Source organism: Rhizobium sp. LEGMi-198b, assembly GCF_054114205.1.
Genome location: NZ_JBSYVH010000006.1, coordinates 182,282 through 202,146, shown reverse-complemented (window position 1 = coordinate 202,146; position 19,865 = coordinate 182,282). Strand labels below are relative to the sequence as shown.

The 19,865-nt window shown below is 60.5% G+C and carries 14 protein-coding genes and 1 pseudogene; 8 read left to right on the top strand and 7 right to left on the bottom strand.

The genetic code is table 11. The features are described 5' to 3' along the window. The first annotated feature begins 164 nt into the window (after positions 1-164). From ACXHXG_RS22685 to ACXHXG_RS22675, 3 genes are all read left to right on the top strand, one after another. Positions 165-2,318, top strand: a complete 2,154-nt coding sequence (locus ACXHXG_RS22685) for a putative bifunctional diguanylate cyclase/phosphodiesterase (protein ID WP_457900794.1) — start codon at positions 165-167, stop codon at positions 2,316-2,318. A gap of 226 nt (positions 2,319-2,544) precedes the next feature. Continuing rightward, positions 2,545-3,180: a J domain-containing protein gene (locus ACXHXG_RS22680; protein ID WP_283053959.1), complete on the top strand. Its 636-nt coding sequence runs from the start codon at positions 2,545-2,547 to the stop codon at positions 3,178-3,180. Positions 3,181-3,312: 132 nt separating this feature from the next. Further along, positions 3,313-4,026 (top strand): DUF899 family protein, encoded by a 714-nt coding sequence (locus tag ACXHXG_RS22675; protein WP_104826799.1) that lies wholly within the window; start codon positions 3,313-3,315, stop codon positions 4,024-4,026. A gap of 22 nt (positions 4,027-4,048) precedes the next feature. On the opposite strand, the pseudogene ACXHXG_RS22670 reads toward ACXHXG_RS22675, so the two are convergent. From ACXHXG_RS22670 to ACXHXG_RS22660, 3 genes and pseudogenes are all read right to left on the bottom strand, one after another. Beyond that, positions 4,049-5,788, bottom strand: a pseudogene (locus ACXHXG_RS22670) (PAS domain S-box protein); the annotation flags it as partial. Between the two features lie 124 nt (positions 5,789-5,912). After that, positions 5,913-7,055: a M24 family metallopeptidase gene (locus tag ACXHXG_RS22665; protein ID WP_457900793.1), complete on the bottom strand. Its 1,143-nt coding sequence runs from the start codon at positions 7,053-7,055 to the stop codon at positions 5,913-5,915. 84 nt (positions 7,056-7,139) lie between these two features. Further along, entirely contained in the window at positions 7,140-7,844 is a 705-nt protein-coding gene (locus tag ACXHXG_RS22660; protein WP_457900792.1) for a GntR family transcriptional regulator, read from the bottom strand. A 151-nt stretch (positions 7,845-7,995) separates the two neighbouring features. Here ACXHXG_RS22660 and ACXHXG_RS22655 point away from each other — a divergent pair, with 151 nt between their 5' ends. Beyond that, positions 7,996-8,907, top strand: a complete 912-nt coding sequence (locus tag ACXHXG_RS22655; RefSeq protein ID WP_457900791.1) for a dihydrodipicolinate synthase family protein — start codon at positions 7,996-7,998, stop codon at positions 8,905-8,907. Between the two features lie 101 nt (positions 8,908-9,008). On the opposite strand, the gene ACXHXG_RS22650 is transcribed toward ACXHXG_RS22655, so the two are convergent. Further along, a complete protein-coding gene (locus ACXHXG_RS22650) occupies positions 9,009-9,221 on the bottom strand; it encodes a hypothetical protein (RefSeq protein WP_104826804.1) in 213 nt (70 codons plus the stop codon). A 253-nt stretch (positions 9,222-9,474) separates the two neighbouring features. Here ACXHXG_RS22650 and ACXHXG_RS22645 point away from each other — a divergent pair, with 253 nt between their 5' ends. Next, a complete protein-coding gene (locus tag ACXHXG_RS22645; protein WP_457900790.1) occupies positions 9,475-11,004 on the top strand; it encodes a DUF1800 domain-containing protein in 1,530 nt (509 codons plus the stop codon). 15 nt (positions 11,005-11,019) lie between these two features. Then, entirely contained in the window at positions 11,020-12,204 is a 1,185-nt protein-coding gene (locus tag ACXHXG_RS22640) for a DUF1501 domain-containing protein (protein WP_457900789.1), read from the top strand. A gap of 31 nt (positions 12,205-12,235) precedes the next feature. Here ACXHXG_RS22640 and ACXHXG_RS22635 read toward each other — a convergent pair whose 3' ends face one another. From ACXHXG_RS22635 to ACXHXG_RS22625, 3 genes are all read right to left on the bottom strand, one after another. Continuing rightward, complete coding sequence (locus tag ACXHXG_RS22635; protein WP_104826807.1) at positions 12,236-13,111, bottom strand: arginase family protein; 876 nt, start codon at positions 13,109-13,111, stop codon at positions 12,236-12,238. A gap of 69 nt (positions 13,112-13,180) precedes the next feature. Then, positions 13,181-16,207, bottom strand: a complete 3,027-nt coding sequence (locus ACXHXG_RS22630; RefSeq protein ID WP_457900788.1) for an alpha-mannosidase — start codon at positions 16,205-16,207, stop codon at positions 13,181-13,183. Between the two features lie 338 nt (positions 16,208-16,545). After that, a complete protein-coding gene (locus ACXHXG_RS22625; RefSeq protein WP_104826809.1) occupies positions 16,546-17,742 on the bottom strand; it encodes an MFS transporter in 1,197 nt (398 codons plus the stop codon). 118 nt (positions 17,743-17,860) lie between these two features. Here ACXHXG_RS22625 and ACXHXG_RS22620 point away from each other — a divergent pair, with 118 nt between their 5' ends. Then, the gene (locus tag ACXHXG_RS22620) at positions 17,861-18,691 is read left to right on the top strand and encodes an AraC family transcriptional regulator (protein WP_104827884.1); all 831 of its coding nucleotides are present in this window, start codon (positions 17,861-17,863) and stop codon (positions 18,689-18,691) included. Between the two features lie 96 nt (positions 18,692-18,787). Next, positions 18,788-19,852 carry a LacI family DNA-binding transcriptional regulator gene (locus tag ACXHXG_RS22615; protein WP_457900787.1) on the top strand — a complete coding sequence of 355 codons (1,065 nt, stop codon included), beginning with the start codon at positions 18,788-18,790 and terminating at the stop codon, positions 19,850-19,852. The last annotated feature ends 13 nt before the right edge of the window (positions 19,853-19,865 follow it).

Genomic DNA, 19,865 nt, shown 5'->3' with positions numbered 1-19,865 from the left:
GCGCTATCGCGACCGAGGGGGAATTTTAACCGACAATACTATTGTCAACCAATAGTTTACGATGTCGCCACAGAAGGCTGACATGTCACACTCCCACAATCGGTCTTTCACTGATACATAACGATTTGCTCACACTGTAGCGTGGCGTGGATTGTGAGGGAAACATGCGCAAGGCGGCAGTCGGAGAAGAGGTTGTGGACGCGGTACCTGTGGATACCGAAGAGCCGATTACCCGCGGGCGCGCGGCGGAGGAGCTTCTGCAGTCCCAAGAGCCCAGTCTCGCCGAGCGTTACGACTGGCTCGAGGCCATGATCAACCATGTGCCGGACTACATCTATGCAAAGGATCTGGAGGGCCGCTTCCTATTCGCCAACAGGGCCATCGTCTTGAACAATGGACTTGAGCGCGTGGAGGATATGGTTGGGCTGACGGATTACGATATCCATCCTTCGGCGGCAGCCGAGACCATAGCTGCCATCGAGCGACACGTCATGGAGACCGGTGAGCCCGATCTTGGTTTCGAGGAACGCCGTCTGAGAGGCAACGGCTGGCTGATGATGTCGCGCGTTCCGCTGAGGGACAAAACGGGAAAGGTGATCGGCGTCGTTGGGGCCTCGCGGGACATCACGGCCCGTAAACGTGGGGAAAGCCTGATGAAGGCCCAGGCGCAGCTTCTCAAGGCGGTCGCCAAAGGAGTGCGCCTTGACCCGTTCCTCAGTGACGTCGCAAACCTGCTCGAAGAGGTCATCCCCGGTACTGCCGCCGCTGTACTCCTGCACAAGGAAGGCGCCCAGGAATTTTATATGGCGGCGGCGTCCCCGTCGGCACGCGCGGCTTCGATTTCGCCGGCAGATATCCTCGACAACCCGGCATCGTGGCGTCGCTTTGCAATCTCGTCGGGTGACGGCGGACAGCACGGCGCGCTCGCCGTCCAAGTATCCTGCCATGAAGCGAGCCTGTGGGAGTTCCTGACGGGCGTCGCACAAACGATCGGTATCGCGATCGACCGTCACTACGATGCCGAGCGTATCACCTTCCTTGCTGAGCACGATGCCCTGACCGGATTGCCAAACCGTACGCTGCTCGACCGAAAGCTCGACGATATGCTGCGGCGTGCCAACGAAACGTCAAGGAAAGTTGCGGTCGTCTTCCTCGACATAGACAACTTCAAGCTCGTGAACGACAGCCTCGGTCACGCGGCCGGCGACAAGCTGCTCAAGATCGTGGCGAACCGGATCTCCGAGGAGATTGGTCAAGACAATCTGATATCGCGCATCGGCGGCGACGAATTCATTCTGGCACTCGAGCAGACCGACGAAGACTTCGTCCCGTGGCTGACGCGCATTCGCGAGGCCGTGGCGCGGCCGCTTACTTTGGCCGGAATGGACCTGCAGCTCACATGCAGTATTGGCATGGCCAGCTTTGCCATACATGGCAGGACCGCCAAGGAATTGTTTGCCAACGCCGATATGGCGATGTATCGCGCCAAGGAGAATGGCCGAAACAGTATCCAGGTGTTCGATCCGGTACTGGCCGAGAATGCACGGCAGAAACTCGGGCGATCGGAGGAGCTGAGACGCGCGGTCGAACGGGACGAATTCGTCCTGCATTTCCAGCCGCAAAAGGACATGACCTCCGGCGAGATTATCGGCGTGGAGGCGCTCGTGCGCTGGAACCATCCGACTGACGGGCTCGTCTTCCCCGGAGACTTCATTCCGCTCGCCGAGGAGTCCGGCCTCATCGTACCGATTGGAGAGGCTGTCCTGCGTAAGGCCTGCGGTCAGGCGAAAGAATGGCAGAAACAGGGGCTGCCGCCCGTGAAGATCGGCGTCAACATGTCTGCTCGGCAGTTCCAGGAACAGGGCATGACCCGTCAGGTGGCCGCAGCCCTCGCCGAGAGCGGCCTTGATCCGCAATGGCTCGAAATCGAGGTCACTGAAAGTCTTCTGATGCGCGACGTGCAGGGGGCGATCATGAAAATGCACGAACTCAACGCCCTGGGCGTCAGTCTCGCCATCGACGATTTCGGTACGGGCTATTCCAGCCTGAGCACGCTGAAACGCTTTCCGTTGTCGCGCCTCAAGATCGACCGGTCCTTTATCGCGGATATTCCCGATGATGCCGACGATATGGCGATCACATCCGCGATCATCTCGCTTGCACGATCGCTGGAACTGGACGTGATCGCCGAAGGCGTGGAGACTAAAGAGCAAGCGCGCTTCCTGTCGGAGGCCGGATGCCATGCCATCCAGGGATACTTGTTCAGCAAGCCTATTCCGGCGGAAGAGGTCACGCGCATAATGCGGAGCCGGTCCTGAAGTCCTTGTCCAAATAATTTCCTCCAGAGACCGGCAGCTTTCAACAGAAAGAACGTTTCTGCGTCGCGTCATCATAGTTTTTGTCCAAACTCTGCCGCGGTGATGATAGAGAAGAAGCGGGGACGGATACGAACCGTCCTGCGGCAGGCGCTGTGTGCTGCCGGGATCATCGACGGCATAAGAGCTTCAGGACTTTGGACGGGGCTGAGCGGCAGCAGGAGTTGGAGTGACCGATCCATACGAGATTCTCGGCATCGGACGCGATGCGGGCGAAGAGCAGATCAAGACCGCCTATCGGAAGCGGGCGAAGTCGGCGCATCCGGATTCCGGCGGCGACACCGATGCTTTCGGACAGCTCCAGAAGGCCTACGAGCTGCTTCTGGACCCGGTGCGCCGAAAGGTGTTCGACGATACCGGCTATGACGTCGAACTCACCGACGCCGTCGATTTGCAGGCCCTCGTCGCCATCGAGAAGCTCATTACAGATATGGTGCTGGACGAGCGCGAACCCGGAACCTTCGATCCGGTCGCCCATATGCGCGCCAGTCTTTTGGAAGAAATCCGCAAGGCACACTTCAGCAAAAGCGAGCTGGAGCGTCATTCGGACCGCATCCGCCTTCATTTGGATCGTCTGGGAAAACGCCCCGGCAAGGATGTCGTCGGTCATATGCTGCGCGCCCGCATCAAGGCCATCGCGACCGCGATCAGCGAAACGGAGGCCAAGATCGACGCCACCGAACGCGCCTGCGACATGCTCGACGGCTATCTCTATGTCATGGACGCGCCGATGCTCGAGAGCGACGAGCCGATATCGGATGTCGAATGGGATGACACCCCCGGGGTCCGCTCCGCCGCCCAGTGATTCCCGTTAACCCGATGCCCTGCTGAATGCTGGAACTTTCGATCGGCAACCGGGTTTTCTCCCGCGTCAGGTCGAATTCCGACGGTGCCATACGACCAGTATCGGCTCATCGATCGCACAAGGGAGGACATCATGATCAACGAAGATGGATACACGCCTGCGGCAGAACTGGCGCAAAAAAACGGTGCCAGATTTCCCAACGAAAGCAGCGAATACCGGCAGGCGCGAGATGCTCTGCTGGCAGAAGAGATCGAACTTCGGCGGCAAATAGAGCGTGTCGCCGCGCAGCGGCGCGCGCTGCCGCCGGGCGGCATGGTGAAGAAGCGTTATCAGTTCATCAGCCCCGACGGTCCGGTCAATTTCGAGGACTTGTTCGATGATAAGGAAACCCTGCTGATCTACAGCTACATGTTCGGCCCCGAGCGGTCGCGGCCCTGCCCGATGTGCACGTCGTTTCTTTCGGCGCTGGAGGGCGAAATACTCGATATCGAACAGCGAATGGCAATTGCCGTCGTCGCTCGGTCGCCGATCGAGAGACTGCTTGATTTCAAGACAGAGCGCCGCTGGCAGAATTTGCCACTCTATTCCGACCCGACCGGCGAATATAGCCGCGATTACCGTGCGCTCGGAGCCAACGGCAACGACAATGCCGCCGTCAATGTCTTTACCCGCAGAGATGGAACGATCCGGCATTTCTGGGCTGAGGAGATGGGTCCGGTCACCGCCGACCCCGGTCAGGATCCACGCGGCGCGCCCGATCTTATGCCGCTCTGGACGATCCTAGACATGACACCCGAAGGTCGGGCAAGAGACTGGTATCCGAAGCTCACCTACGGACATGCTTGAGCGGATCTTGCGTCGGCGATGCCTATGGCTCGCCGGCAGTCACGATGCCGGCAACTGGAGTCTCGGTCACGGCTTTGGTGATCACCGCGGCAAGTTGGCCCTGATTGAATGGCTTCGGCAGGCGGAGCAGATCGTTGTTGCTGCCCGCCGGAAGCTCGGCGTATCCGGTAGCAAGGATGATCGGCAAACCCGGCCGCCGCTCGGCGATCGCCGCGGCGAGCTGTGAACCGGTCATCCTCGGCATGGCGTGATCGGTGATGACGATATGGATATCGTTGTGATCCTCGAGCAGCTTCAGCGCCTCCTCGGCTGAATGAGCCTGCAGCACGGTATGGCCGAGATCCTCCAGCATGATTGCCGTGTTCATCAGGACCAGCACGTCGTCGTCCACCGCCAGGATATTGAACAAGCCTCCGGCCGCGGGCGCTGCTTCAATCGCCGGCTCATCCTTCCTCGTCTCGGTCTCCGCTGTGACGGGAAGCCATAGCTCGGCCGTGGTTCCCTCGCCCCTGCGCGATTTCAGGATCAGCTTGCCTCCAGATTGCGCCATCAATCCCTGGATCATGGGCAGGCCAAGTCCTGTTCCCTTGCCAACGCCCTTGGTCGTGAAGAATGGTGTGGTTGCATTGGCAAGCGTCGCCTCGTCCATCCCCTCTCCCTCGTCCCTGACGGAGAGGCATACATAGGCCCCCGCTTTCGGTCCGTCCGCTTCGTCCCTGGCAATGCTGCGAAGTTCGGCGGCAATGACGAGCCGTCCGCCCTTTGGCATCGCGTCGCGCGCATTCACGACGAGATTCAAAAGAGCGTTCTCAAGTTGGTTCGGATCGGAGGTCACCCTTGGAAGGCTGAGGGGGAAATGCGTTTCGATCGTCATCGACGGATCTACCGTGCGCTGCAGCAGGCCGGTCATATTGCGAACCAGTTCGACCACGTCGAGCGGCTCAATCTTGAGCTCCTGACGCCGAGAGAAGGCGAGCATGCGCTGCGTCAGCGCCGCACCGCGCTGCGCGCCTTGGATGGCGTTGTCGATCAACGGGGTGATATCGGGATTGTCAGCAGTCCGCTTGCGCACGATTTCCAGACTTCCGAGAACGGCCATCAGTAAATTGTTGAAATCGTGAGCCATTCCCCCGCTTAGCTGGCCGACCGCTTCCATCTTTTGCGCCTGGAACAATTCTTCCCGCACCTGTTCAAGCTTGCGCTGAGCTTCTCTCTTCTCGGTGATGTCGCGCGTGACCTTCGCAAACCCGAGAAGCGTTCCATCGTCGTCGCGAAGCGCATCGATGACGACGCTTGCCCAGAACCGGGACCCGTCCTTCCGGACTCTCCAACCTTCGTTTTCGAACCGGCCCTCTCTGGCGGCAATATCGAGCGCCCTCCACGGAAGCTGCGTCGCGCGGTCTTCCTCCGTATAGAACTGGGAAAAATGCTGGCCGAGGATTTCTTGCTGCGAGTAGCCCTTGATGCGCTGCGCACCGAGGTTCCAACTGGAGACGTAACCTCGGGGATCGAGCATATAGATGGCGTAATCCGCGACACCCTGAACGAGAATGCGAAACTGTTCTTCACTCCGCCTGAGTTCTGTTTCTGCTTTCTTTCGTCCAGAAAAATCACGCGTAATCTTTTCAAAACCCAACAAGTCGCTCTCCGCACTTCTGATTGCATCGATGACCGGGGCGCGCTTTCGCAGATGCCATTCCGGTCTCCGAGCCGCCCGGTAAACTACGGAAACGCGGATTGGTTCCGCTGAGGCGCGGACTTCTAATCGAAAGTTACAAGCGAGCGAGGTCATAGAGGCGCAATCCGGTTCGCCGTTAAGCCAACCGGACCGTCACGAAAATATGATGCGTTGTTTTCTGTCAGCCTTTCCGAACGCGGTCCGTCAACTACGAAAACGGCTCGGTCGGCCCCTTGGCGGGATCGGTGAACCAATGCGGTCCTTCCGCCGTCATATAGATATGATCTTCCAGCCGAATACCGAATTTGTCGGGAAAGACGATCATGGGTTCATTGGAGAAGCACATGCCAGCGGCAAGCGGTGTTGCATTGCCGCGCACGATATAGGGCTCCTCGTGGATCTGCAGACCGAGGCCGTGGCCGGCGCGGTGGGGTAGTCCTGGGAGACGGTAATCCGGGCCAAGGGCATGTTTTGAAAGCACCCTGCGCGCGGCATCGTCGAGGCTCGAACAGGGCGTGCCGAGCTTTGCCGCATCGAAGACCGCTTGCTGAGCTTCCCGTTCGATGGCCCAGGCCGCTTCGAATTCGCGATTGCGGCTTTCGAGCACATAGGTCCGGGTAAGATCGGAATGATAGCCGTCGATCTGACAGCCGGTATCGACAAGCACGACGTCGCCTGTCGCAAGGGTCTGGTCGCCCTCGGCGCCATGCGGCAGGGAGGTCGCCGCCCCGAAGGAAACGATGCAGAAGGTCGAGCCGCCGTCTGCTCCGGCTTGGCGATGCTGCCGGTCGATGAAGTCGACGACCTCTGAAGCCTTGACGCCTGGTTTCATCAGCGCATGCGCCTGCTTCTGGATATCGAGCGTCAGGTTCATGGCGTATTGAATGAGAGCGATCTCGGCTGGAGATTTGATGCGCCGCAGGCTCCGGATGATCTGACCGCCATCCTTCAATCTTTCGGCGCCAAAGGCCGCAGCGAGCCTGTGGTAAAAGAAAAGCGGCAGCTCATCGTCCAGTGCAAGCGAGCCGACTTGACCCAGCAGCCGTGACACGAGCCCGGCACTGTTTTCTTCCTCCTCCCACACCAAAATTTCGCCAGGCAGATGCGGCAGCGTTTCCACGCGGCTGCGCTCGAAACCCGGGACGATGTAATAGAGTGCGGCTGGTGTGACGAGCGCGCCAAGGAACCGTTCGCTCGGATGCCAGTCGAGACCGGTGAAATAGCGCAGGCTTTCCGTCGAGCCGAGCAGCATGCTTGCGATGCCCTCCGCCTCCAGCGCCTCTCTCAGTCGTGCCAGTCGGAGCTTCCTCTCGTCATCGGTGATGCGGGGGACGGGATGGGACCATGTCATCTTGTTGTTTTCCAGTTCCTGTTGCGCTCGGCTCCCGAGCGGCCGACACCGGCTATTGAATGGACACGACTGCGACTGCAGACATCACGAAATCTCAATCGCAAGGGGGCGTTCGAGGTCGCGGGCGATGTATTCCTGAATCTGGCGCACGATCTGCGCTGCATGATCGATCGCCAGCCGGTCGGCGCGGGCGACATCGCCAGCCTCGATAGCGGCGATCATCTGCTCATGCTCGTCCACATATTGACGCGGCAGGCGATCGTCGAAGGTCGAGTAGTAAAGACGCAGGATGCGCCGACCCTCGTCCAGCAGCCGCGTGAAAAAGGTGGTGTAATAGGGATTGCCAGCAAGTTCGGCGATGGCGACATGAAATTCGCGGTTCGCCTCGATCATGCCGAAGGCATCTCGAGCAGCCACGGCATCGGCGAATTCTTTCTGCCGGGCGCGCACGCGCTGCATGATATCGGCATCCTTCCGCCCCGCCGCCCCGCGTGTCGTCACGCGATACATCAGCGTCAGCGCCTCGAAATAGGTGGGCAGGCCGGCGAAGTCGATCGTCGCGACGATGGTGTTGCGGTTTGGAAGCGTCGTCACCAGCCCTTCCGCGGCAAGCCGAAGGAGCGCCTCGCGGATCGGTGTTCTCGACATCTTGAAGCGCTCGGAAAGCCGGACTTCGTCGAGCGGGCTGCCCGGCTCGAGCGCCATCGACAGAATTTCCCGGCGCAAGGCGACATAGACGCTCTGCGTGCCCGAGCCCCGCACCCGCACATTCTCCGTGTCGTTCACCATCCGATGTCCTTCTTCGAAACAAGCATCTTATTATTTTGTTCTGCCGGCTTTCAGCAACAGCAGGCATCGAGCCACATACCTCATTCAAACCATCCTTGAGTCTTGTCGACAGTTTGTATATAACACAAGTACTTTCAATCGAGGAGCCAAAATGACGACAGGATGGAAGGGCGTATTCCCCGCCGTAACGACACAATTCAACGAGGATCTTTCCGTGGATCTCGCTGCCACGCAGCGCGTCCAGGACGCGCTCGTCAATGACGGCGTCAACGGCCTCATCGTCATGGGAACCTGCGGCGAGAACAATTCGCTGGATCCGGAGGAGAAGCGCACGATCCTGAAGGCGGCCGTCGAAGTGGTGAACGGCCGCGTTCCGGTCGTCACCGGCGTTTCCGAATTCGATACGCGCCGCGCCGTCGCCTATGTGCGCGATGCCGAGAAGCTTGGCGCCGACGGACTGATGCTCCTGCCCGCCATGGTCTATGTCCCGAAGCCGGAGGAGCTAATCGCGCATTTCCGTACCGTGGCAGAAGCAACTTCACTGCCGATCATGCTTTACAACAACCCGCCGGCCTATCGCGTCAATATCGGCGCCGACGTATTGCAGGCCCTCGCCGAGGTGCCGAATATCAAGGCCGTCAAGGAAAGCGCGCCGGATCCGCGCCGCTTCACCGACCTGATCAATGCCTTCGGCGACCGCTTCGACATCTTCGCCGGCCTTGACGACGTTGCGCTTGAAGGCCTGATGCTGGGTGCCAAGGGTTGGGTTTCAGGCCTCACCAGCGCCTTCCCGCAGGAATCCGTGGAGCTTGTTGCTGCTGCCGAGCGCGGCGACTGGGAAGAGGCTCGCCGCATCTATCGCTGGTTCATGCCCCTGCTGCACCTCGACGCCGAGCATGATCTCGTTCAGTCGATCAAGCTCGCCGAGCAGATCATGGGCCGTGGCTCCGAGCGCGTCCGCATGCCGCGACTGCCGCTCTCCGGCGCTCGCCGCGCGGAAGTTACCGCCATGGTCGAAAAGGCAGCCGCTACGCGCCCCTCGAAGGCCCGTCAGGCGGCCTAAGCACGAATATGCCGGCAATCGCCAATATGCAGTTGCCGGCTTTTTTCAAAGGTGTCTTGGATCAGCGCCGACGATGCCGGTCACCGGATCGAAACGGAATTCTAATCGGCGTCTTCCGGCAATGCCTGGATATAGCGCACGACTCCGTAAAAAATCCCGAAGACAACAAGCACGAAGGCCGCATGACGGATGTCATGCAGTACCGTGTGGTGATGTCTCACCAGCAGGGAGATCGTATTGTACATAGCTATGGCGAGCGCAGTCATGGCCATTGCCAGTAACAGCGCCATGTTCCGATGAATAAATTTGACCATCGCTCACCTCTTTTCCGCTTCGCCAGATAGAAGAGAAATTAAGGAGGAATTACGACAGATCTGGCACTTGCGGAGAATGTGCCCAATCCGTCCGTGCGCGTTAAATTATTGATATTCAAGCGATAGCCAGATGGCGCGGTTTCCCGTAGGTGAATTACAAATTGTCCATGTCGGAAAAAGGCCACAATTTCCGAACTTTCCTGACACAATTGCCTGCGAGCCTACCACCGGATCGGTGATGCGGTGACAAGCGATGAGCCTTTCATTTCAAACCATGGCGGCACTGCGGTTCGGCTACGGATTTCGCCCGAACGAAACGCCGCCTGCCGACAGGGACGCGCTGCTCGACCCGATGCGAGTGGGCGACGTCAGTTGCCTTTTTCCGGTGGGCGGCATCGATGCGCGCCGCCAGGCGATCCGCAATGTGGCCGACCGTCTCCGCGACATCCGCAGCAGCGACATCGATGATGCTGCCAAGCGGGATGAGCAGAAGGCTGTCTTCAAAGAACTTCAGCAGAGCTACCAGCGCGATGCCGATGCGCGCATCGCCCAGGCCGTCTTCTCGCCGAACGGCTTCTACGAGCGGCTGGCCGCCTTCTGGACGAACCATTTCTCGGTGAGTGTCGACAAAACCCAACCGATGAAACTCATCGTTCCCCTGTTCGAGGCCGAGGCGATCCGGCCCCATATCGGCGGGACGTTTCCGGATCTGCTGCGCGGCGCTACCCAACATCCGGCAATGCTGATCTATCTCGACCAGGCGCAATCGCTCGGCCCGGATTCTCCCGCCGGCCTCAAACGCAACAAGGGACTGAACGAAAACCTCGCCCGCGAATTGCTGGAGTTGCACACACTGGGCGCCGGCAGCGGCTATACGCAGGACGATGTGCGAGCGGCCGCCATGGTGCTGACAGGCATCACCGTCGACCGGCAGGCGGTCGAGGTCGATTTCCGCAAGGCCGTTGCCGAACCCGGCAGCCATCGAGTGCTGGGTGTCAGTTATGGCCGAACTCAGCGATCGGAGCGGGATTATCTGCAGATGCTCGACGATCTGGCGCTGAACCCGAAAACGGCGGCGCATATCAGTCGCAAGCTCGCGGTCCACTTCATTTCCGATACGCCGCCGCAAGCGATGATCGATGCCATGACCCAGATGTGGCGAAAGACGAATGGTGACCTGATGGCAGTCTATGGCGCGATGCTCGATCATCCCGCCGCCTGGACGAATGAAGGCGCCAAGGCCCGACAACCTTTCGACTTTGTCGTGGCCGGCCTGCGGGCGCTCGATCTTCCGAGGAATGCGGCCGCGGGCGCAGTCGTCGATCCGCTTGCCGATGACGAGGGTGCCGGGCAGGCAATGGTCGATGACAATCCGCCTATGCCCGACAACAGCTCCGGCCCGCTCGACAATACAGCCAATCGACCGGATCCGCAGGAGGCAAAACGCCGGCAGGCCGCGATCGATGCGACCTTCTATGTGCCGCGCGGTCTTGGCGTCTACGCCTTGCAGCGCATGGGGCAGCCTGTGTGGCGGCCACCCAGTCCGGCCGGCTTTCCCGAGGGTTTCGACGCCTGGATCAATGCCGGGGAATTGTCCGAACGGATTTCCTGGGCGCGGCGCGCAATCGGTCGTTATGGCAAGCAGGATGATCCGAGGCAGTTTCTCAAGGAGACGCTGGCGGACGCGGCTCGCGACGACACGATCCGGGTTGTCACGCAAGCGCCGAACAAGATGACGGGCCTGACGCTCGCGCTTGCTTCGCCCGAATTCAATCGTCGTTAGAGCGAGGAACATCCCATGGCAGATAATATGGCCCTCTCGCTTTCCCGCCGCGGTTTCCTCGCTTCCGCCTGCTGCTTGGCGGCTGCGCCGATCTTTACGCCGGTAACCTTTGCGGCCATGCCCGGAGACAACCGCTTCGTGACCATCGTGCTGCGCGGCGCCATGGACGGGCTCGATCTGGTGCAGCCCTATGGTGAGGCATCCTTCGCCGGCTTGCGACCGGATATCGCCATCGCTCCCGATAACGGGCTTGTCGATCTCGATGGCTTCTTCGGCCTGCATCCGGTGGCGGCGGACCTACTGCCGCTATGGAAGGCCCGAGAACTTGCCTTCGTCCATGCCGTTTCGACGCCCTATCGCGACGCCCGTAGCCATTTCGACGGCCAGGACATGCTGGAATCGGGTGGCGGCCACGTCGCCGAGGAAAAGACCGGCTGGCTGAACCGCGCACTCGGAAGCATCGCGCGCTCGACCGCGCATAAGGCGATCGACATCAACACCTCGACCGAATTGATCCTATCAGGCCCCAATACGGTCGACGTCTGGGCCTCGGATTCCGGTTTGGGCATGGGTGCGGATGAGATGCAGTTCCTGACGCGCCTTTATGCCAACGATCCCGCTTTCGCCAAGGCGATGGATGAGGCGATGCGCGCAGACCAATCGGCGAAAATGGGCGAGGCGCCGGGCGCCAAACATGGCGAACAGATAGCCGATGTCGCAGCGCTTGCCGCCAGGATGCTGCTGCGCGAATACCGCATCGCCAGCTTCTCCATCAACGGCTGGGACACTCATGTGCAGCAGGCAGCCCAATTCCGCAAGGCGGCTGGGGACCTGACGCAGGCGGTGTTGACATTGAAGCGCACGCTCGGCCCGGACGCATGGAAGACGACGGTGGTTCTGGCGATGACCGAATTCGGCCGCACGGTCCGCCAGAACGGCTCGGGCGGCACCGACCATGGCACCGGCGGTTGCTGCCTGCTGGCGGGCGGCGCCATCAATGGCGGCCGCGTACTCGGAAAATGGCCGGGAATTAAGGACGAGCACCTCTTCGAGAACCGCGACCTGATGCCCACCGCAGACGTGCGCGAGATAGCCGCCGCCATGCTTTACCGGCAGTTCGATGTCGGCGCCGACGACCTCAATTCGAAGATCTTTCCGGGCCTAAGCTTCGACAAGTCCTCACAGTTCCTGAAGGTGTAATTCCTCCGCTGACGGTTCGATTCCCATCTTCTCAGGCGCGACCTTCCCCGATCAGTGGAAGCGCTCTCAGCATGTCTCTGATGGCGATAGCGTCCCATGGCAGGTGTTCGGTAATTCCAAGCCCCACCACGTCCACCTCCCTGGCTACGTCGTTCAAAAGACGAACCACTTGGGCAATGGTCATTCTACCTCGTGGAACTCCCTCGAACGCGTCTGAAGGCGCATTCGGCATCGCGAAGTTGAGGGAACGGAACTGGACGGGATCGATGACATCGAGGTCAAAATGGATGGCAACATGCCGGGCGCCCGTCGAACGAAGCCATTCGATCACCGGTTGGCTGGTGTCGATCAATTGGGACGGCGTCGCCATGCTGAGCCCCAGCCTTTCAACGATCTCCCATTCCTCAGGCGACATATCGTAGAGCCCTGCATACATTACCTTCTCAGGCTTGACCGGCCGGGCCACCCTATTCGTGAAATCCGGATCGCCCTCTCCCATCAAATTGCCCAGAACCATCGCGTGCGCATGCACGAAATGCTTTGGCGTCATCACATCGGGATGAGCATCGACCCAAAGCACGGCCAAATCGCCCTCATACCGCTCATTGAGGTATGCGAACGGGGCGAGATCGACAAGGCAGTCGCCACCCAGAACGACAATCCTGTCGGGCATTTCCTTCCTGAGGATCTGGTCTGTCGAATCCAGTTGCCGAAGCAATGCACTCCGCGCGACGATGCCGTCTTCGAGAGGAAGTTCGGAACCATCGGGCTCCGGCACTTCGACCGTCGCGACCGGCCCTGCGGCCGCCGGGGCAAGCCACGCCAGCAACTGTGCCCCGAAATGATAGGCTTCCAAATTTCCCCCTTGCCATTGGGGGATGTGCAAACGCAGAGTTTTCGTACTCATTTGTTGCTCCGAGCTCTGTTCGTGGAGCGCCGGCTGCTCTTCATTCGACCATCCAGGTCGGCGCAGCCGTCACGCCCGTATCATCTTCCAGCTTCTGACCTCGAAGGGCAGGATATCGGGACCCGCATCGCGTGGGGCCGGCTCCTCCATCAGATTGACGACTTGGCTGATTGTCCAGCCGTTTGCCGGGATGACGGCAAGTCCGCCGCGTCGGCCGGCCGGTTCGTAGACGCGCAGCACAAGCCCGTCGCCATCTTCGGCCGGCTTGATGGCGGAAAGCGCGACCGGCGTGCCCGTCACGGCAATCGGGGCGAGCGTCGTCTCCGCGAGACCGGCGGCCGTCGCGACGATCAGCGGTTGATTGAGGTCGTCGGCCTCCTCCCGCACACCACCAGAATGCCATTCGCCGGTGTGCGGCAGCAATGCGTAGCTGAAACGCTGCACGCCCTCATCCGCCATCGGATCGGGATAGATTGGCCCACGCACCAGGCTGATGCCGAGCACGTTGCCGCGCGCGCTATGGCCGTATTTCGCGTCGTTGAGCAAAGCGACACCGAAATCCGGCTCGCTGAGATCGATGAAGCGATGGGCGACTGCCTCGAACATCGCAGCATCCCAGCTCGTATTGGTATGCGTCGGGCGGCTGACGACGCCATAGGCGCATTCGAACGTGGCGGTGCGCGCCCGCGTCGCAACCGGGCTCAGTGAGCGCAGCAAGGTGCGGCGATCATGCCAGTCGATTTCAGTTTCGATATCCAGCCGCTTGGCGTTGGCCGTCAGCACGTAATGTTGCACGATGCTGGAGTCGCGATAGCGATGGACGACCTTGATCGCGGCTCGATATGGACTGTTTTCGACGAGTTCGATGCTCTCCGGCTTGTCGAGACGAACGCCCTTTTCCGGATAGTCTGCGTCGATGTCCCAGGCATCCCAATTGCGCGGCTTGTCGACCGGATAGACCCAAAGCTGATTGGCGGGTTCCGCCAGCGCCTCGCGGCCGGTCGCTTTGTGCACAAGGCTCTGCACGGCTCCATCCGCGCCGATGGTCACGGCGAGATGCTCATTCTCCAGCCCGGTCGCTTCGGCGTGCAAACCACCGGCTGGTTTCAATGCGGCGCGGTCGAATACATGGATTGAGAGCGGCGAGACTATGTCGCCGGTCGAAAGGACCGTGCCGTCGGCGAGGACTGCACGCAACGGCCGGGCATCCAGCGACGGATTGACGACGACGAGAGCGTCCGCAACGCCGCCCTTCGGCAACGCCGAAACGATGGCACCCACAGCGTCGTTTTGAGCCATCTTGGCATGATCGATGACGGTGGAAAGCTCGCGCTCGGCATCCTGATAGACCTCGCGAATGCTCGATCCGGGCAGGATATCGTGGAACTCGTTTTTCAACGTGACACGCCAGTCAGCCTCCAGGCTCTGCGGCGCGGCGCCACCGATCATATGGGCGATCGATGCCAGGGTTTCGGCTGTTATCAACGCCCGCTCCGCCCTGCGATGCAGCCGCTTGACACCACTCTGGCTGGTCAGCGTCGCGCGATGCAGTTCGAGATAGATTTCCCCGGACCACGTCGGAACATGCTTTTCCTTCGCCGTGCGATGGGCGCTCGTGAAGAAATCAGCCACGTTGCCCCAGCGCGCCTTCGGAATGGCGGGGAAATTGCGCAACTGCACTTCGCGCTCGACCATCTCCGGCGTCACGCCGCCGCCGCCATCGCCATAGCCGACGGCAAGGAGCGAGCTATCATGCAGGGTTTTCGCGCGGAAATTCTTCCAGGTCGGCATGAAACAATCCGGCTGGACAAAGCCGTTATAACCCTGCATCGGATTGTCGAAGGTATGCGCCAGCACCCGGCTGCCATCCAGACCTTCCCACCAGAAGAGATCATAGGGGAACCGGTTGGTCTCGCTCCAATTGACCTTGATGGTGAAGAAACTCTCGATGCCGCCCTGACGCAGCAACTGCGGCAAAGCGCCGGAAAAGCCGAAGCAATCCGGAAGCCAGCAGACCGTGTGACGCGCACCGAAAGTTTTTTCGAAATAGCACTGGCCATAAAGGATCTGCCGCACCAGGCTTTCGCCCGTCGGCATGTTCGTGTCCGGCTCGACCCACATGCCGCCGATCACTTCCCAGGAGCCATCGGCCACTTTTTCCTTGATGCGCGCAAGCAGTTGCGGGTCGTCAGCCTCCATCTGCGCATAATAATGCGCCGTCGACTGGTTGAAGCGGAAATCGGGCGAGCGATCCATCAAGGACAGCGCCGTGTGGAAGGTCCGGCGCATCTTGCGGCGCGTCTCGTCATAGGGCCACAGCCACGCAAGATCGATATGGGCATGGCCGGTCAGCAGCAATTCGCCGTTTTGCGGATAACGCTCCTGCAGCGTCTTCAGGCGGGCAAGCAGGCCGTCATAGGCTGCAACGACAGAGGCGCGCTCGGCCTCGGAGAGACCCTGCGGGCTTTCGACCAGCTCGGGCAATTCCCAAATCTTTTGTTGCCATTCGGCGTTCGCCGTGCGGGAAACATAGGAAGCCGTCGCGGAAGGCCAGTCGAGGCTGCGCAGCGCCGTCTCGGCGGCATCAAGCAGATGCGGCACGACGTCGTGATCATCAAGCGCCTCGATAGCCTCTACTATCTGCCGCAACAAAAGGTTCAGCCGGTGCACGGGAATGTCCAGCCAGGCGAGCCGCGCCCGGTTTAACTTCGGCTGGCGGTTCGGTTCGCCGAACGGGAAGCGGGCAACGCTGTCCGTCGTGATCGAAAGATTGCGATCCTTCAGCGGGAATTCCTGATGATAGGGATCGAGCCCGAAGCTTTCGCTCCCGCCGCCTTGATAAGCGAGCGTAATCAGGCTCTCGCCGCCGAGATCGAGCTGGAGGCGGATTTCCTCCAGGGGCCAGTCGCCAGGCACCTTCGCTTGCGAGGCGAAATGCACCACGCCTTTGCGATGCGGCCAAGCCTCACCGATGGCGATATCCTCGCCTTCGAACGTCCAGTTGTCGATCGCAAGTACAGCGCGTTCGCGCCAATGGCTGAGCTCTGCGGTGCGTACCTTGAGGCGGTCTAGGCGCTGGGCGATGGTGAGCTGCATGGCATGTCCTACTTGGTTGATGTCAGGCCGGGACCGCACGGGCGGTCATGGCGTCGCGAATGAGGCATTGCAAAGCAGGAAGGATGCTGAAGGCGGGATCAGGCTGATGTGATCGGCAAAAGCAGATGGGAACGGCCACCGGAGAAACCTTCCTCGGCCGGGACTTTGGTGCCTGTGCTCACTCGACGGTCTCCTCCTCCTGCGTGAAGCAGGCATAGATTATGGCGAAGAGCAGACCGATGACCAGTCTCAAAATGGAAGCAATTTTTCGGGCTTGTCTCCTCACCCGCGCCAGACGGCGAGATGCGCGGCGGGGCAATAAACCCCGCCGCTATTGCTCAATGTCTCGGTATACGTGGCAAAAAGATTGTGAACAGACCGAGCAGCGGCAGATACGAGCAGATCGTATAGACGAAGGAAATCCCGTGCGTATCGGCAAAATCGCCGAGAAACGCCGCGCCAAGCCCCCCTGCCCCGAAAGCGAAGCCGAAGAATATGCCGCCAATCAGCCCGACGCGGCCGGGGATCAATTCCTGCGCGAAGACGACGATAGCCGGGAAGGCCGAAGCAAACACCAGCCCGATCACCACCGTCAGGACGCAGGTCCAGAACAGGTTCGCATAGGGCATCATCAGCGCGAAGGGGATAACGCCCAAGATCGAGAACCAAATCACGAAGCGCGCTCCGAGACGGTCTCCGACCGGACCGCCCATGATCGTTCCGACCGCGACTGAACCGAGAAAAAGGAACAGCATCAATTGCGCGTCGCGAACGTCGAGATGGAACTTGTCGATGACGTAGAAGGTGAAATAGCTCGATATGCTCGCCATATACACGTTCTTCGTTGCCGTCAGCAGGATGAGGATCGCAAGCGCCCAGACTGCCTTGTTGCGTGCTATCGGCAAGGCGCGGCTGGGAGCCGGACGCGCGGCATGCTCGCGGCGATGGCTGACATACCAGGTGCCGACCCAGCTCAGGACGATGAAGCCGATGACCGCCAGAACCGCGAGCCAGGCGACGCTCGATTGGCCGTGCTGGAGCACGAAGAAGGCGGCGATCAACGGGCCGATGGCCGAGCCGGCATTGCCGCCGAGCTGGAAGAGCGACTGCGCCAGGCCATGGCGCCCGCCGGAAGCCAGCCGCGCGACGCGCGAGGCTTCCGGATGGAACACCGCGGACCCAAAACCGATGAGGCTCGCCGCGACCATCAGCATGGGGAAGCTGCCGGCATAACCGAGCAGCACCAGCCCTGAAAACGTGCTGACCATACCGACCGGCAGGGAATAAGGCATGGGCCATTTGTCTGTGACAATACCGACGACCGGCTGCAGCAGCGACGCCGTAATCTGAAACGTCATCGTCAGCAGACCGATCTGAACGAAATCGAGGGCGTAGTTCTCCCGGAACATCGGGTAGAGCGACGTCAGCAGCGATTGCATGATGTCGTTCAAAAGATGGCAGACACTGACCGCCACGACGATTGAAATTGTCGTCTTCTCAAATCGGGCCTGCGCGCCCGAAAATGCCGCAACCATTGAGGATTCCTTCCTGCGCCGGCCGATTCTTTCAGCCATGCCGTTTGATCAGCTTTTACACGGCTTGCAGGTGACCTTCTTTCGTGTTTTGGTCCAGTTCTTTCGCGATCGGGCCAAAATGGAAAAGCTCTCTCAAAAGCTGCTGGCGACACTCGACCGAGATCACGAGCAAAATATGCTCTGGATGGAGGGATCGAATGCCGGCGTGCTCGTCCACAGCTCGGAGCCGCCGCAGGGTTACACTGTTCCCTGGCATCATCATCGCCGCACACAATTGCTCTGTGTTTTCGCCGGTGTCGTGCTGATCCTGACGACCCGCGGCCGATGGATGGTGCCGCCCGGCCATGCCTTGCTCATTCCCGTTGGGCTGGAGCACTCCGTCGAGATGCTGAGCGATGTCAGCCTGAAATCGGTCTATGTGATGCCGCGCGACCCGACCCCGCCGGACGAGGCGCCCCGCGTCGTCGAAGTGACGGATCTCGCGCGCAGTCTGCTGCTCGAAGCCATCCGGCTGCGGGAAGCGCCGGTCGGAAATCGCAAGGCTGAACTTGTCCTTTCCCTCCTCATCGAGGAGATTTCGACGCTGGAAGAACGCCCGCTCGGCCTCCCCTTCCCATCCGACCGACGGCTGGCGGCGCTCTGCCGTGAGTATCTGGCAAACCCGACCCCGAATGCCAGATTGGACGACTGGGCCGAGAAGCTCGCAATGAGCCGCCGCACCTTCACCAGGCAATTTCGCAAGGAAACCGGCATCAGTTTCATCACCTGGCGTCAGCAGGCGAGCGTCTTCGCGTGCCTGCCGCAACTTGCGGAGGGGCAGCCGGTGACCAACGTCGCGCTGGAGGCCGGCTACGAAAGCGTTGCCGCCTTCACCACCATGTTCCGCCGCATGCTCGGAACCTCGCCGCGCACCTACATGGTGAACCGCTGGTCTTTCGACCGGCCGTAGAAGTCGCGCAGATATCCCACCTTTACAGCCAAAGACATTCATGGCAGGCATGATCAAAAAAATTTGAGAAAAGCTTTTCTCATCTTGACTCTTCGGATGGGAAAAGCTTTTCTCATCGCAAATAAGTTCGGGAGAGGACATCTGGAAAACCAGCGGATCAGAAACGGTCGGGTAACGATTCACGATGTTGCCGCTGCCGCAGGGGTCAGCATTTCGACGGCGTCGAAAGCCTTGAACAATACCGGGCGGATGGCCGACGACACGCGGGAACGGGTCAAGCGCGTCGCGACTGAGATCGGGTTCCGGCCGAACGCCTTGGCCAAGGGTCTGCTTAGCAATCGGAGTTTCACCATCGGTCTTTTGACGAACGATACCTACGGCCGTTTCACTCTCCCTGTCATGGCCGGAATTACCGAGGCGCTCGTCGATCACGGCGTCTCGGTATTTCTCTGCACGATCGAAGACGATCCTGCGCTCGGAAAGGTTCATGTGGACGCCATGCTGGACAAGAGCGTCGACGGCATCATCGCTTCGGGAAAGAGGATCGACCGCCGGCTACCGGTGGATCTGTCCAACCTGCCCGTGCCCGTCGTCTACGCCTTCACGGAAGGGACACCCGATAGTGTTACCTTCTGCGCCGACGATTTCCAGGGCGCCGCTCTTGCCGTCGAATGGCTGATGGGTCTCGGCCGCCGCCGGATCGCCCATATCACCGGCCCCGAGAGCTTCGTTTCGGTACGCGAGCGCACAAGGGCCTATCGAAGCCTCGTCGGCGACACGTTGCCGGTGATGTACGGCACATGGTCGGAGGCCTGGGGCCACGCGGCCGTTGCGCAAATCTGGGATACGCCCGGACCGAAACCGGACGGCATTTTCTGCGGCAACGACCAGATCGCCCGCGCTGTAGTCGACGCCCTGCGCGAGCGCGACGTGCGCGTGGCGGAGGACGTCTCAGTGGTTGGCTTCGACAATTGGGAGATCGTCGCCGCCCAAACACGGCCGCCGCTGACGACGGTTGACATGAATCTCAAGGCACTCGGCCGGGAGGCCGGGCTTACGGTTCTGGCGCTGGCGGAGGGCCGCGCCATCGAACCAGGGATCAGGACATTGCCGTGCGAATTGGTCGTGCGGCAGTCGTGTGGGGGACACCCCGTTCATTAGTTGAGGAAGAGGG

Bases quoted from the DNA above. Each gene is read 5' to 3' on its own strand.
- ACXHXG_RS22650 (WP_104826804.1), bottom strand. From the start codon at position 9,221: ATGGTCAAATTTATTCATCGGAACATGGCGCTGTTACTGGCAATGGCC.
- ACXHXG_RS22635 (WP_104826807.1), bottom strand. From the start codon at position 13,111: ATGAGTACGAAAACTCTGCGTTTGCACATCCCCCAATGGCAAGGGGGA.
- ACXHXG_RS22675 (WP_104826799.1), top strand. From the start codon at position 3,313: ATGATCAACGAAGATGGATACACGCCTGCGGCAGAACTGGCGCAAAAA.
- ACXHXG_RS22625 (WP_104826809.1), bottom strand. From the start codon at position 17,742: ATGGTTGCGGCATTTTCGGGCGCGCAGGCCCGATTTGAGAAGACGACA.
- ACXHXG_RS22630 (WP_457900788.1), bottom strand. From the start codon at position 16,207: ATGCAGCTCACCATCGCCCAGCGCCTAGACCGCCTCAAGGTACGCACC.
- ACXHXG_RS22665 (WP_457900793.1), bottom strand. From the start codon at position 7,055: ATGACATGGTCCCATCCCGTCCCCCGCATCACCGATGACGAGAGGAAG.
- ACXHXG_RS22620 (WP_104827884.1), top strand. From the start codon at position 17,861: ATGGAAAAGCTCTCTCAAAAGCTGCTGGCGACACTCGACCGAGATCAC.
- ACXHXG_RS22645 (WP_457900790.1), top strand. From the start codon at position 9,475: ATGAGCCTTTCATTTCAAACCATGGCGGCACTGCGGTTCGGCTACGGA.
- ACXHXG_RS22615 (WP_457900787.1), top strand. From the start codon at position 18,788: ATGGGAAAAGCTTTTCTCATCGCAAATAAGTTCGGGAGAGGACATCTG.
- ACXHXG_RS22640 (WP_457900789.1), top strand. From the start codon at position 11,020: ATGGCAGATAATATGGCCCTCTCGCTTTCCCGCCGCGGTTTCCTCGCT.
- ACXHXG_RS22685 (WP_457900794.1), top strand. From the start codon at position 165: ATGCGCAAGGCGGCAGTCGGAGAAGAGGTTGTGGACGCGGTACCTGTG.
- ACXHXG_RS22655 (WP_457900791.1), top strand. From the start codon at position 7,996: ATGACGACAGGATGGAAGGGCGTATTCCCCGCCGTAACGACACAATTC.
- ACXHXG_RS22660 (WP_457900792.1), bottom strand. From the start codon at position 7,844: ATGGTGAACGACACGGAGAATGTGCGGGTGCGGGGCTCGGGCACGCAG.